Source organism: Massilia arenae, from assembly GCF_008014745.1.
Taxonomy (GTDB): domain Bacteria; phylum Pseudomonadota; class Gammaproteobacteria; order Burkholderiales; family Burkholderiaceae_D; genus Telluria; species Telluria arenae.
The window spans coordinates 73,777-86,685 of the sequence record NZ_VPFD01000026.1 but is presented as its reverse complement, the minus strand read 5'-3'; the positions used below and the strand labels follow the sequence as shown (position 1 = coordinate 86,685).

Here is a 12,909-nt window from a genome sequence, read left to right as displayed (position 1 = left end):
CCATGAAGCCATGACCGACATCCGCCCCGCCTCCAGCCTGGACGCCGCGCGCTTCTGCGCCATCTACAATCACTACGTCGCCACCACCACGATCTCGTTCGAGGAAGCGCCAGTGCCTGAAGCCGACATGGCCGGGCGCATCGCGGACGTCACCGACGGCGGCTTACCGTGGCTGGTGCTGGAAATCGATGACGTGGTGGCCGGCTACGCGTATGCCACCAAATGGCGCGCCCGGCCGGCTTACCGGCATGCGGTGGAGAGCAGCGTCTATCTCGATCCCGAGCTGGCGGGCCGCGGGCATGGCCAGCGCATCTACGCGCGTCTGCTCGACGAACTGCGCAGCCGCGGGCTGCATACGGTCATCGGCGGCATCGCCCAGCCCAACGAGCGCAGCGTCGCGCTGCACGAGCGGCTGGGCTTTCGCAAGGTCGCCCACTTCGCCGAAGTGGGCGTGAAGTTCGGGCGCCGGGTGGACGTCGGCTACTGGCAGTTGCTGCTGGCGCCGCAGCCTGGTGTCACGTCAGGCTAGGAGGCCTGCTCTCCGGCCTTCGGCGCGAAACGCAGGATCAGGCAGGCGATCGCCGCCGACACCAGCGATCCAAGCAGGATGCCGATCTTGGCTTCCTCGACGAATTCGGGGTGCCCCGGGAAAGCCAGCCCGCTGATAAACAGGCTCATGGTGAAGCCGATCCCGCACAGCATCGCCATCGCATAGATCTGCAGCCAGCTGGCGCCGGCCGGCTTTGCCGCCAGCCCGGTCTTCACCGCGATCAGCACGCCGCCGAACACGCCCAGCTGCTTGCCAACGAACAGACCCGCCGCGATGCCCAGCGGGAGCGGCGCCAGGACGCTCGACAGCGACAGCCCGGCGAACGACACGCCGGCATTCACGAAACCGAACAGCGGCACGATCAGGAAGCCCACCCATGGCGCCAGCGCGTGCTCGAGCCGGTGCAGCGGAGAGTCGGGCGAATCCGACGCATCCTGCTCGCCGGTGGAGGGGATATATGGAATCAGGAAGGCGCCGACGACCCCCGCGATGGTGGCGTGCACGCCGGACAGCAGGGTCGCGTACCACAGCAGGGCCAGGCCGATCAGGTAAGGCCATAGCGACATCACCCGCAGCCGGTTCAGCGCAACCAGGATCGCGACAATAGCGCCGGCCGCCGCCAGTGCGCCGCCGTCGATACTCGAGGTATAGAAGATGGCGATGATCACGACCGCGCCCATGTCGTCGAGGATGGCGATCGCCACCAGCAGCAGCTTGAGGGACAGCGGCGCATGGCGCCCGAGCAGGGCCAGCGCGCCCATGGCGAAGGCGATGTCGGTCGCCGACGGGATCGCCCAGCCATTGGCCAGCAGCGGGTCGCTACGGGTCAGCACCGTATAGATCACGGCCGGCACCGCCATGCCCATCAAGGCCGGCAAGGCCGGCAGGCGGCGCGCCTTCCAGGTGGCCAGGCGCCCGTCGACCAGCTCGCGCCGGATCTCCAGGCCCACCAGCAGGAAGAACAGGGCCATCAGGCCATCGTTGATCCACAGGTGCGGCGTCATCGGACCCAGCTTGTCGCTCAGTATGGGGCCGGTGGGCAGGTGCAGCAGGTGGTGGTAACTGTCGGCGAGGGGGCTGTTTGCCACCAGCAGCGCGGCGACGGCGGCGAACATCAGCAGGATGCCGCCGGCGGATTCGCTGGCGAGGAAGCGCTGGAAAGCGGAAAGATTGGACGCGTTGACGCTCATGGGACTTCTCCTTATACGGAAAACGATTTGTCGTTCTCCGTATTCGGGGACAGCCCCGGGCGCACGCAGCACACGCCATGCCACGATTGTACCGAATCGGGCAGCGTGCTTCAACCGCTGCGCAGCGCCTACTTCACGGTCAGAAGGGCGCCACCCATGCTCATGAACAGCAGGCCGACGCCGCGTTTGGCCAGGCGCGCCCGCGCGACGCTCTGCTTCGCGCGACGCTTCACCTACGCCGCACCGGTCACGTAGAACAGGTGCGACAGCAGCGTACAGGCGTTGAACACCGCGGCGAGCATCAGGAAGCGCACGACGTCGATGCGATCCGGCGGCATGAATTGCGGGAGCATGGCGGTGAAGAACAAGATGGCTTTCGGATTACTGACCGCGATCAGCAGGTCGGCACGGAAGGTCGCCTGGACGACCACCGGGCCGGCCATGGATGCCGGTGCGGCGTCGCGCCGCGCGGCGCCAGGTCTGGATGCCGAGATAAATCAGATATGCAGCGCCGGCAACCTTGACCAGGCCGAAGGCCAGCGCCGATGTCTTGAGCACGAGGCCGAGTCCGGCCACCGCAGTGGCGGCGACGATGAACACGCCCAGCGCGTTGCCGGCCGAGCTGTACACGGGCCTGGTCGGTCCCTGCGCGCTGGCAGTCGTAACGGCCATCAGCACGCCAGGCCCGGGCGTGAACGCCGCTGCAAGCGAAATGGAAAGAAATAACAACTAGGCCGACCAAGTTTTGCGTAAATCTCCGCGTCGGCATCTTTCACTTCGACAACAACGAGATGCTGAGTATGCCACGCTAGAAGCGAGACTGCTGACGCTGCCGCCGATGCGATGTTCTCTCCAGTGGCCGGACAACATAGCTCTTCCACCTTTCCTTGCCCATTCAGGGTTGCAGTCGCTGCAATCATCGGCCCCGTACTGAGCAGGTGGGCATCAATTGCGCGATCTTGAGCTGCCCGTACCATTCCTCATAGAGCGCCAGCACCCTGTTCGTGACCGCCTTGATCATTGCCTTGCGACATTCCCCATGCTCCCTTGGCAACGCCAGATAACGTCCTGAGAACGAGCTACTAGGATCCGGCGTGCATGTTTCCCAGTACTTCCAATCGACCTCCGCAATGAAGCTGGCCTCGCGTAATGCTTCGCCGGTTGCCATGCCATAAGCCTGGGTAGTCTCGCCCACATCGCTCAATTTTCGCATTGGAACCATCTCAGCGTCAGAACGATTAGCGTCGAGCGGCCAGGCACGCAGGTTTCCGATGCTGCCGTGCCACTCACGGATGATCTGAGGAATACCGTGGCGCTTCTCCAAGTAATAACTCGGCAGGATGTGATCCATGTCCCACGGCCGGTTCATCTCGTCCATGGAATCGGGATCGGTCGGATCGAAATCGGTGAACCATTCCGACAAGGATTTACGCTGGGCGAACAGCACTAGGCTGCGTGCGTAATACAAGGTATTGGCCAGATCGCGCCAATCTTCGATCGTACGCGTTTCGATAGGTTGAAGTTCGCCGCTATCTTCTTGCGGATGCGGCAAGGCTTGTGCATACCAATCACCAAGGTCGCCGTGAATCTGGTTTACAAAGCGCTCCCAGCTCCAATTGGTCCAGAAGCCAGATGCTGGATTGCTGAACGCTCCATCGCCACTACCGCGCGGCTGCGTAATGCGGGCGCTGAACTGTGCCCTGATTGCCGACGGCGGCGGCAGGCACAGCAATGGTGCTTCGTTACGTATCGGCCGCAGGCAATGGCCGAGATTCTTACGACAGAAGAACTCAGGCAAGTCGTCGGGCGCAGTGGCCGCCAGGCGTTCCCACAATACGCGTACGCAGCGATCCGGCTTTCGCGCAAACCAAGAAATCGCCGTCAGTGCCCCGATCGCACGAGCTCGCTGTGTGGCCTTCAAACCATCGATCAAGAATCCGGCTGCATTGAGTCGTTCGATCCAGCGTAGCAAGAGAAACATGATATCGCGGCCCGAATCCCCACGCGCCAGCTCCGCGGCCAGGACCGTAGGCAGTCCGAAATCGCGCCCGGTCAGCAGCGCATGAGCCTGCTCAAACAAGGGCGCCGCCTGATGCTGAAGGTACTGCTCCATTCGTTCACGGAATAGCGCACTGCCCACGCCATGCACCAGCCGTCGGAAGCGGCCCACGTCAGGAGCTGCCGGGGCCTCCTTCTGTCCAGCCTCCACCGTTGCGAGACGGGCAATCAGCAGTGTCGCCCGTGCTTCGCTGAAGAACCGATTACGGATTCGCTTGATCAGGTCGGGCGCTGACGGCCAGATGGCCTTGGCAATGGAATAGATCAGGTCCTCGCCCTGCAACGGCGTACCGCCCGAGTTCAGCCTGACGAACAGAGTCTCAGTTGGATCTGGCCGCATCGCGTCGTCGTCGGCCGCCACTGGGCCGTGCTGCAGCAGGCTTGGAATGGTCTGGGCGGGCACGCAATAGCGCTCGCGCGTTTGGCGCACGCGCGCCAACAGGTCGGTAACCGAAGTCGATTGCACCAGCTCTTCGAGTACCCCAGTGCCGGATACGTGGGTCCGGATCAGACGCCAGTGCGGCAACATGCGATCAAGCACAGCTGCCAGTGCCGCGCCATCGCCGCCCCCGACAGAGGCTTCGAGCAGGGCAGCCACCGGCACCGGTGCCACGCTATCCCACGGCCACCCTGCCTCGACTGGAGGACGGCGGTGCCAGACGGCGGCAGACTGAGCCTCGCGAAACGCCCGATCAGCCTCACGCATCTGGTTCAGCGCAAGACGCTGCCGCTCACCGCTGGCAGGGTAGCCCCACGGGTGGGCACGGGTGACCAAGCGGAAACTAAAGTCACGCTCGCTTGAGGGCGCGGCGCCAAGGTCCAGCCAGAGTGATGCGGGCGCGCCACCTGCTGCCTGGGCATTCCATGGCGCGTAGAAGCCTAGCGCAACAGCAGTCGCCCGCTGCTGTCCATCGAGCAGCATATGGGTCGGATCGGCAGTCCGCGCTGAGGCCAGGAGCATGTCTTGCTGTCCCAGGGCGCTTTCAAATGGCATCAGCATGATGGAGCCGATGGGGAACCCTCGTATGATCGAGTCCCAAAGGGCCTCGGTCTGGACGGGCCGCCACACCGCGCCGCGTTGCAGCGCTGGCAGCGCAGCACCCAACGACGCACCTCGTTGCAGCGCACCCGGCAATTCTGCCACCTGCCAACACGCAATTTCATCCAACGATAAGAGCGTAACGGCACGCTGGATCGCGTCCTCCATCTTCATGGTCGTGTCTCCATATTTACTTGCTCAATAGAAATATCACACAAGCATAATGGTTGAGCCGGCGCCAGGCAAGCAAGAGTGCCGATCGCGCCCATGTCGACGAAAACAGTGTTGCACAAAGAAAACCACCTTGCGGTGGCTTCTTTCGTAATGCTTGCGGAGTGCGGGATTCGCCTGCATATGAAAAAAGCCACCTTGCGGTGGCTTTTTTCATGATACTTGGCGGAGAGGGTGGGATTCGAACCCACGGTACGGTCGCCCGTACGCCTGATTTCGAGTCAGGTACATTCGACCACTCTGCCACCTCTCCGGCTTTGGTCGATCCTTGCAGTGAGCTGCAAGAGACCGCCATTATAGACGCATTCGAGAAAAATGGAAGGGGAAAATGTGCATGTAAGCACGATCCCCCTACACCACCACTCAGGCAGCCGGCGCCAGACGCTCCAGCCCGCCCATATACGGACGCAGCACTTCCGGCACGATCACGCTGCCGTCGGCCTGCTGGTAATTCTCCAGCACCGCCACCAGGGTGCGGCCCACGGCCAGTCCCGAGCCGTTCAGGGTGTGCACCAGCTCCGGCTTGCCGGCGGCATTGCGGAAGCGGGCCTGCATGCGGCGCGCCTGGAAGGCCTCGCAGTTCGACAGCGACGAGATCTCGCGGTAGGTGTTCTGCGCCGGCAGCCATACCTCGAGGTCATAGGTCTTGGCGGCGGAAAAGCCCATGTCGCCGGTGCACAGCTGCATCACGCGGTATGGCAGGCCGAGCGAGGTCAGGATGAATTCGGCCTGGCTGACCATCTCTTCCAGCGCCGCGTACGACTGCTCCGGATGCACCACCTGGACCAGCTCGACCTTGTCGAACTGGTGCTGTCGGATCATGCCGCGGGTGTCGCGGCCATAGCTGCCGGCTTCGGAGCGGAAGCACGGGGTATGCGCGGTCATCTTGATCGGCAGTTCGTCCAGCGCCACGATCTCGTCGCGCACCACATTGGTCAGCGAGACTTCCGAGGTCGGGATCAGGTAGAAAGTCTCGCCCTCGCCTTCGGCGCCGCCCTTCTTCACCGAGAACAGGTCGGCCTCGAACTTCGGCAGTTGGCCGGTGCCGCGCAGCGAATCGGCGTTGACCAGGTACGGGGTGTAGCACTCGGTATAGCCGTGCTGGCCGGTGTGGGTATCGAGCATGAACTGCGCCAGCGCGCGGTGCAGGCGCGCCATGCCGCCTTTCATCATCGAGAAGCGCGAGCCCGTGACCTTGGTCGCGGTTTCGAAATCCAGGCCCAGGCGCTCGCCGATGTCGACGTGGTCGCGCACCTCGAAGTCGAACGCGGCTGGCGTACCGACCTTGCGCACTTCGACGTTGGCGCTTTCGTCCTTGCCTTCGGGCGTGCTCTCGTGCGGCAGGTTAGGCAGTGCGGCGATGAAGCTCGTCAGCTTGGCCTGGACGTCGGCCAGCGCCACTTCGTTGGCCTTGAGCTCGTCGCCCAGTCCGGCGACTTCAGCCATCACGGCCGTCGTGTCTTCGCCTTTGCCCTTCAGCATGCCGATCTGCTTCGACAGCGAATTGCGCTTGCCTTGCAGTTCTTCGGTGCGCGTCTGGTTCGCCTTGCGTTCGGCCTCCAGCGCGTTGAAACTGGCCACATCGAGCTGGTACTTGCGGGTCGCCAGGCGGGCGGCGACGTTGTCGATGTCTTTGCGGAGAAGTTGGATGTCAATCATGTCTGGTTGGACTGGGCTGTATATCGAAAACACAATTGTACCAAGCCGACCGACATTATTTGCGAGATTCGGCAACCTTGCTGCCGGGGCCTCGTCAAGCTGCCCCTAAAACCGGCTTGCGCCGGTTTTAGCGGACTGCCAGGCGCGGTGCGCTGACGATCACGGTCTGGATGCTGGCCATGTCGATGGCCGGGACGGTCGATGCGGCGATCTCGATCGGACGCTCGTTGGCGGTAGCGAAACTGGCGACCAGGCCCAGGGCGGCGACGGCGAGGAACAGGGCTTCGAAGTTTTTACGGATGTTCATGATGGCTCCTTCAGGGGTTAGGGTGATTCGCGAATTGCTTTGCGATGGTGGTACTTTAGCCACCAGCCCCCTGGACTGCCATCGACTTGCGACGAAGCGCATGAAACGCGGCGCAGAATGCAGAAACGCCGGGCCGACTGCGTGCAGCCGGCGTGTTGGATTACGACCCGTCTCCGTTACCGCGCGCCTCGTCGTCCAGGCTGCGCAACCACGCCAGCTTCTCGGCGATCTTGGATTCGATCCCGCGCGGCACCGGCTGGTACCAGCCGGGCTCGGGCATCCCATCCGGCAGATAGGTCTCGCCGGCCGCATACGCGTTCGGCTCGTCGTGGGCATAACGGTATTCGTGGCCGTAGCCCAGCTCTTTCATGAGCTTGGTCGGCGCATTGCGCAGGTGAACCGGCACCTCGCGCGACTTGTCCTTGCGCACGAAGGCCATCGCCGCATTGAAGGCGTTGTAACCGGCATTGCTCTTGGACGCGATCGCCAGGTAGATCACGGCCTGCCCCAGCGCCAGCTCGCCTTCGGGCGAACCGAGCCGCTCGTAGGTCGCGGCGGCGTCGTTGGCCAACTGGATCGCGCGCGGATCGGCGATGCCGATGTCTTCCCACGCCATGCGCACGATGCGGCGCGACAGGTACTTGGCGTCGGCGCCGCCGTCGAGCATGCGGCACAGCCAGTACAGAGCGGCATCGGGGTGCGAGCCGCGCACCGACTTGTGCAGGGCCGAGATCTGGTCATAGAAATTGTCGCCGCCCTTGTCGAAGCGGCGCGCATTGAGCGTAAGCGCGTTCTCGACGAACTCGGCAGTGATGCGATTGGTCGCGGCGGTATTGGCCGAGGTGCTGGTCTGCTCGAGCAGGTTCAGGAAGCGGCGCGCATCGCCGTCGGCATAGCCGACCAGGGTGTCGATCGCCAGCTCCTCGAACTCCAGGTGCTGCAGCGCCTCCTTGCGGGCGCGTTCCAGGAGCTGGCGCATCTCGACGTCGCTTAATGCCTTCAGCACATACACCTGCGAGCGCGACAGCAGCGCCGAATTGACTTCGAACGACGGGTTCTCGGTGGTGGCGCCGATCAGCGTCACCAGGCCGCTTTCGACGAACGGCAGCAAGGCGTCCTGCTGCGATTTATTGAAGCGGTGGATCTCGTCGATGAACAGGATCGTGTGCTTGCCCCGCGCCAGGTACTGCTCGGCCTGCTCGATCGATGCGCGAATATCCTTGACGCCCGACAACACCGCCGACAGCGCGATGAACTCACAGTCGAAGGCGTACGCAGTCAGGCGCGCCAGCGTGGTCTTGCCCACCCCCGGCGGCCCCCACAGGATCATCGAATGCGGCTTGCCGGATTTGAAGACCAGATTCAGCGGCTTGCCGGGCCCCAGCAAATGGCTCTGGCCGACCACCTCGTCGATGGTGCGCGGACGCAGGGCTTCGGCCAGCGGCGCGGCCGGCGCGGTCTTGAACAGGTCATCCGTGGACATGAATGCGGAAAGGCGAATGGTTGTGCATGGGCGTAGTGTAGCCGATGCACGACGGGGCCGCGCGGCGCGCGCGCCCCGTTGATGACTTACTGGTTCACGACATCGGCGCCCTGCGGCACCGTGAACTTGAACTGCTGCGCGCCCAGTTGCGGGTTGCGCTGGAAGTTGGTGAAGGTCAGGCGCGAGGTCTGGCCGAAGGTGTCCTTCAATTCCATTGCCATCGGCACGCCATCCTTCAGGCCGATGCTGATCTGCTCGAACGAGGTGTCCTTGGCCTTTGGCGTGGCGTTCAGCCATTCCATGCCGTCCCGCGCGCCGGCTTCGCTCAGCGTGAAGTTCTCTTCCAGCTTGTTGCTGCCGAACAGGATCGCGGCCGGCGAGCTGCCCAGCGCGTTACCCAGCTTGCGAGTGGTGACCTGGTTCAGGTCCTTGTCGTAGATGTACAGGGTTTCGCCGTCGGCCTGCAGCACCTGTTCATAGGGCTTCTGGTAGGTCCAGATGAACTTGCCGGGGCGGGCGAACACGAAGCTGCCGCTCGAGGCTGGCGTGGCCTTGCCGCTTTTCGACTTGCCCAGTTGCTGCTGGGTGAATTCGCCCTTGGCCGACTGGGTCGAGGCGACGAAGGATTTGAACTGGTCGAGGGCGGCGGCGCTCGCCATGCCCGAAAAGGCGAAGGCGCTCGCGGCCACCAGCGCGGCAAAACTGAATTTGGTCATTGCTTGCATCGAAGGTTCCTTTATTGTTATTCGGCGCTTGCAGTCGGCACCAGGATGTCGCGGTTGCCGTTCGATTGCATCGGCGACACCATGCCGTTCTGCTCCATTTGCTCGATCAGGCGGGCGGCCCGGTTGTAGCCGATGCGCAGGTGACGCTGCACCAGCGAGATCGAGGCCTTGCGGTTCTTGAGCACGACCTGTACCGCCTGGTCGTACATGGCGTCGGATTCACCGCCGCCCTCGCCCGCCACCGCACCGTCGGCGCCACCTTCTTCCAGGGTGCCGCCTTCGAGGATGCCCTCAATATAATTGGGCGCGCCCTGCTCTTGCAGATGTTTTACAACTCGATGCACTTCCTCGTCCGACACGAAAGCGCCGTGGACCCGCACCGGCAGGCCGGTGCCGGGCGGCATGTAGAGCATGTCGCCCATGCCCAGCAGGGTCTCGGCGCCCATCTGGTCGAGAATCGTGCGCGAGTCGATTTTCGAAGAAACCTGGAACGCGATCCGGGTCGGGATATTGGCCTTGATCAGGCCGGTGATCACGTCGACCGACGGCCGCTGGGTAGCAAGAATCAGGTGGATCCCGGCCGCGCGCGCCTTCTGGGCAATACGCGCGATCAGCTCTTCCACCTTCTTGCCGACGACCATCATCAGGTCGGCCAATTCGTCGATGATGATGACGATGGTCGGCAGTTTTTCCAGCGGCTCGGGTGCGTCCGGCGTGATCGAGAACGGGTTCGGGATGTGTTCCTCGCGCTTGGCGGCCTCGAGGATCTTGGCGTTGTAGCCGGCCAGGTTGCGCACGCCCAGCTTGCTCATGAGCTTGTAGCGGCGCTCCATCTCGTTGACCGCCCAGTTCAGCGCGTGGCCGGCCTGGCGCATATCGGTCACGACCGGCGCCAGCAGGTGCGGAATGCCTTCGTAGACCGACATCTCCAGCATCTTCGGATCGATCAGGATCAGGCGCACGTCGGCCGGGTCGGATTTGTACAGCAGCGACAGGATGGTGGCGTTGATGCCGACCGATTTGCCCGAGCCGGTGGTGCCCGCCACCAGCAGGTGCGGCATCTTGGCCAGGTCGGCCACCACCGGCTTGCCCGCGATGTCCTTGCCCAGCGCCACGGTCAGGCTGGACGGGCTGTCGCCATACACCTTGGACCCGACGATCTCGGTCAGGCGCACGATTTGCCGCTTCGGATTCGGCAACTCCAGCGCCATATAGTTCTTGCCGGGGATGGTCTCGACCACGCGGATCGAGGTCAGCGACAACGAACGCGCCAGGTCGCGCGCCAGGTTGACGATCTGGCTGCCCTTGACGCCGGTGGCCGGCTCGATTTCGTAGCGGGTGACGACCGGGCCCGGATAGGCGGCCACGACCTTGGCTTCGACGCCGAAGTCGGACAGCTTCTTCTCGATCAGGCGGCTGGTGAATTCCAGCGTTTCGATGGACACCGTTTCCTGGGCGGCCGGCGCATCGTCCAGCAAGCCCAGCGGCGGCAGGCCGGAGTCGCCGTTCAAGTCCTGGAACAGCGGCGACTGGCGCTCCTTCTCGGCGCGCTCTGACTTTGGCACGCTGACCATCTGCGGCTCGATCTTGATCGTGGGGGCGACTGCCTGGGCTGACGGCAAGGACGCCGACGATGGGGCGGCGGCGGCTTTCGGCGCCGGCTGCGCCAACTCCAGCGACGGCTCGGCCTTCACCACCGGGATCGGCTTGTCCGCATGCTTTTCGGTGAACTTAGCGCGCTCGTGGACCACCACTTCATCGCGCTTGACGGCGGCGGCCTCGCCATGGCGGCGGTCCTCGATGTCTTCCATGCGCAGGCGGAACCAGTCGAAGGTGCCGTCGACCACGGCGCCGATGCGCTCGGCCACGGCCAGCCACGACACCTGGAAGAACAGCGAAAAGCCCAGGAAGAACAGCAGCAGCAGGAGCAGGGTCGCGCCGGTCGAGCCGAAAGCAACGTGGCTCGCATGGCCGATCAGCTGGCCCAGCACCCCGCCCGGGGCGCGCGGCAGCTCGACGTCCCACGACCACATGCGCAGGTATTCCAGGCCGACGCTGCCGGCGAACATCAGGGCGAAGCCGATCCAGCGCACGTACATCTCGCCGTGGTGCGGTTCCTCTACCTTGGTGCCGAGCTTGTCGGTGAGCCGGCGCCAGCCGCGCCAGACCTGGCGCAGGAAGATCACGCCCCACCACCAGGCCGAGAAACCGAAGATGAACAGCAGCAGGTCGGACAGCCAGGCACCGGCGCGCCCGCCCAGGTTGGCGATGCGCGGCACGACGTTGGCGTGCGACCAGCCCGGATCGAGCTTGCTGTAGCTGAGCAGGATCAGGACGAAATACAGGAAGGCGACGGCGCCGGCGATCCAGCGCGCCTCGGACAGCAGGCGCGCGAGGCGGCCCGGCAGCGGACGACGGGCGGCGGCGCTGGCCTGGGTGCGGGTGTATCCGGAGGTGCTGGCTTGGCTATTCTTGCTCATTACAGGTACTGCGGAAGTAAGTACTATCGACGATCCGCCCATTCTAAGCGATATACGGCCGCGTTGCCCCCACGATTCATGCACATCTGCATCATCGACTATAATCGGCGCTCTCTGGACACCCCTCTGGCTGGCTTCGGTGGCCCTTGATTCCTGTCAGGCCGCCCCCAATTGCCGTGTGTCCACATAACAACCACGTGAAGCAAAGAGCGCCGCCATGACTACTACCAAACACGCCAAAGTCCTCATCCTCGGTTCCGGGCCAGCCGGCTACAGCGCCGCGGTGTACGCCGCCCGCGCCAACCTGAAGCCGATGCTGGTGACCGGCGTCGAGCAGGGCGGCCAGCTGATGACCACCACCGACGTCGAGAACTGGCCGGGCGATCCGCTGGGCGTGCAGGGTCCGGAACTGATGCAGCGCCTGTTGCAGCATGCCGAGCGCTTCAACACCGAGATCGTGTTCGACCACATTCACACGACCTACCTGAACGAAAAACCGATCCGTCTGGTGGGCGACAGCCACACCTTCACCTGCGACGCCCTGATCATCGCCACCGGCGCCTCGGCCCAGTACCTGGGCCTGCCGTCGGAACAGGCCTTCATGGGCCGCGGCGTGTCGGCCTGCGCCACCTGCGACGGCTTCTTCTACCGCAACCAGGAAGTCGCGGTCATCGGCGGCGGCAATACCGCGGTCGAGGAAGCGCTGTACCTGGCCGGCATCGCCTCGAAAGTCACCCTGATCCACCGCCGCGACAAGTTCCGCGCCGAGCCGATCCTGGTCGACCGCCTGATGCACAAGGTCAGCGAAGGCAAGATTGTGCTCGAGCTGAACCAGACCCTGGACGAAGTCCTGGGCGACCAGAGCGGCGTGACCTCGCTGCGCCTGAAATCGGCCAACAGCGACGAAACCAAGGAACTGACCGTGCACGGCCTGTTCGTGGCGATCGGCCACAAGCCGAACACCGGCATCTTCGAAGGCCAGCTCGAAATGCACAGCGGCGGCTACCTGGTGACCAAGTCGGGCCTGGAAGGCATGGCGACCGCCACCAGCGTGCCGGGCGTGTTCGCCGCCGGCGACGTGCAAGACCACATCTATCGCCAGGCGATCACCAGCTCGGGTACCGGTTGCATGGCCGCGCTCGACGCCCAGCGCTACCTGGAAGCGCTGGAAGACGATCCTAAATAAG

General features: G+C 64.0%; 11 protein-coding genes and 1 tRNA gene. 2 read left to right on the top strand and 10 right to left on the bottom strand.

The genetic code is table 11. The features are described from left to right. Positions 1–10 precede the first annotated feature (10 nt). The gene (locus FVD38_RS20770) at positions 11–529 is read left to right on the top strand and encodes an arsinothricin resistance N-acetyltransferase ArsN1 family B (RefSeq protein WP_147936543.1); all 519 of its coding nucleotides are present in this window, start codon (positions 11–13) and stop codon (positions 527–529) included. On the opposite strand, the gene nhaA is transcribed toward FVD38_RS20770, so the two are convergent. From nhaA to FVD38_RS20725, 10 genes are all read right to left on the bottom strand, one after another. Beyond that, the gene (nhaA, locus tag FVD38_RS20765) at positions 526–1,740 is read right to left on the bottom strand and encodes a Na+/H+ antiporter NhaA (protein ID WP_147936542.1); all 1,215 of its coding nucleotides are present in this window, start codon (positions 1,738–1,740) and stop codon (positions 526–528) included. The genes FVD38_RS20770 and nhaA overlap by 4 nt on opposite strands. Before the next feature lie 233 nt (positions 1,741–1,973). Beyond that, positions 1,974–2,183 (bottom strand): LysE family transporter, encoded by a 210-nt coding sequence (locus FVD38_RS27105; protein ID WP_267874135.1) that lies wholly within the window; start codon positions 2,181–2,183, stop codon positions 1,974–1,976. Beyond that, positions 2,122–2,412, bottom strand: a complete 291-nt coding sequence (locus FVD38_RS20760; RefSeq protein ID WP_267874134.1) for a LysE family translocator — start codon at positions 2,410–2,412, stop codon at positions 2,122–2,124. The genes FVD38_RS27105 and FVD38_RS20760 overlap by 62 nt, the downstream gene beginning before the upstream one ends. A 244-nt stretch (positions 2,413–2,656) precedes the next feature. Then, positions 2,657–5,011: a DUF262 domain-containing protein gene (locus FVD38_RS20755; RefSeq protein WP_147936541.1), complete on the bottom strand. Its 2,355-nt coding sequence runs from the start codon at positions 5,009–5,011 to the stop codon at positions 2,657–2,659. 220 nt (positions 5,012–5,231) lie between these two features. After that, positions 5,232–5,321: transfer RNA gene (locus FVD38_RS20750), tRNA-Ser, on the bottom strand. Between the two features lie 110 nt (positions 5,322–5,431). Beyond that, the gene (serS, locus tag FVD38_RS20745; protein WP_147936540.1) at positions 5,432–6,727 is read right to left on the bottom strand and encodes a serine--tRNA ligase; all 1,296 of its coding nucleotides are present in this window, start codon (positions 6,725–6,727) and stop codon (positions 5,432–5,434) included. Positions 6,728–6,854: 127 nt separating this feature from the next. Beyond that, the gene (locus tag FVD38_RS20740) at positions 6,855–7,034 is read right to left on the bottom strand and encodes a hypothetical protein (protein WP_123068843.1); all 180 of its coding nucleotides are present in this window, start codon (positions 7,032–7,034) and stop codon (positions 6,855–6,857) included. 160 nt (positions 7,035–7,194) lie between these two features. Continuing rightward, positions 7,195–8,517, bottom strand: coding sequence for a replication-associated recombination protein A (locus tag FVD38_RS20735; protein ID WP_147936539.1), 1,323 nt, complete (start codon positions 8,515–8,517; stop codon positions 7,195–7,197). Between the two features lie 86 nt (positions 8,518–8,603). After that, positions 8,604–9,257 (bottom strand): outer membrane lipoprotein chaperone LolA, encoded by a 654-nt coding sequence (lolA, locus tag FVD38_RS20730; protein ID WP_370660654.1) that lies wholly within the window; start codon positions 9,255–9,257, stop codon positions 8,604–8,606. 2 nt (positions 9,258–9,259) lie between these two features. Beyond that, entirely contained in the window at positions 9,260–11,722 is a 2,463-nt protein-coding gene (locus tag FVD38_RS20725) for a DNA translocase FtsK (RefSeq protein ID WP_147936537.1), read from the bottom strand. A 217-nt stretch (positions 11,723–11,939) separates the two neighbouring features. Between FVD38_RS20725 and trxB the strand changes: the two genes are divergently transcribed. Further along, on the top strand, positions 11,940–12,908 hold the full coding sequence (trxB, locus tag FVD38_RS20720; RefSeq protein ID WP_123068839.1) for a thioredoxin-disulfide reductase: 969 nt from the start codon (positions 11,940–11,942) through the stop codon (positions 12,906–12,908). The last annotated feature ends 1 nt before the right edge of the window (position 12,909 follow it).

Coding starts and splice junctions, on each gene's coding strand:
- FVD38_RS20760 (WP_267874134.1), bottom strand. CDS start 2,412: ATGGCCGTTACGACTGCCAGCGCGCAGGGACCGACCAGGCCCGTGTAC.
- FVD38_RS20740 (WP_123068843.1), bottom strand. CDS start 7,034: ATGAACATCCGTAAAAACTTCGAAGCCCTGTTCCTCGCCGTCGCCGCC.
- serS (WP_147936540.1), bottom strand. CDS start 6,727: ATGATTGACATCCAACTTCTCCGCAAAGACATCGACAACGTCGCCGCC.
- FVD38_RS20770 (WP_147936543.1), top strand. CDS start 11: ATGACCGACATCCGCCCCGCCTCCAGCCTGGACGCCGCGCGCTTCTGC.
- FVD38_RS27105 (WP_267874135.1), bottom strand. CDS start 2,183: ATGGCCGGCCCGGTGGTCGTCCAGGCGACCTTCCGTGCCGACCTGCTG.
- FVD38_RS20725 (WP_147936537.1), bottom strand. CDS start 11,722: ATGAGCAAGAATAGCCAAGCCAGCACCTCCGGATACACCCGCACCCAG.
- FVD38_RS20755 (WP_147936541.1), bottom strand. CDS start 5,011: ATGAAGATGGAGGACGCGATCCAGCGTGCCGTTACGCTCTTATCGTTG.
- trxB (WP_123068839.1), top strand. CDS start 11,940: ATGACTACTACCAAACACGCCAAAGTCCTCATCCTCGGTTCCGGGCCA.
- FVD38_RS20735 (WP_147936539.1), bottom strand. CDS start 8,517: ATGTCCACGGATGACCTGTTCAAGACCGCGCCGGCCGCGCCGCTGGCC.
- nhaA (WP_147936542.1), bottom strand. CDS start 1,740: ATGAGCGTCAACGCGTCCAATCTTTCCGCTTTCCAGCGCTTCCTCGCC.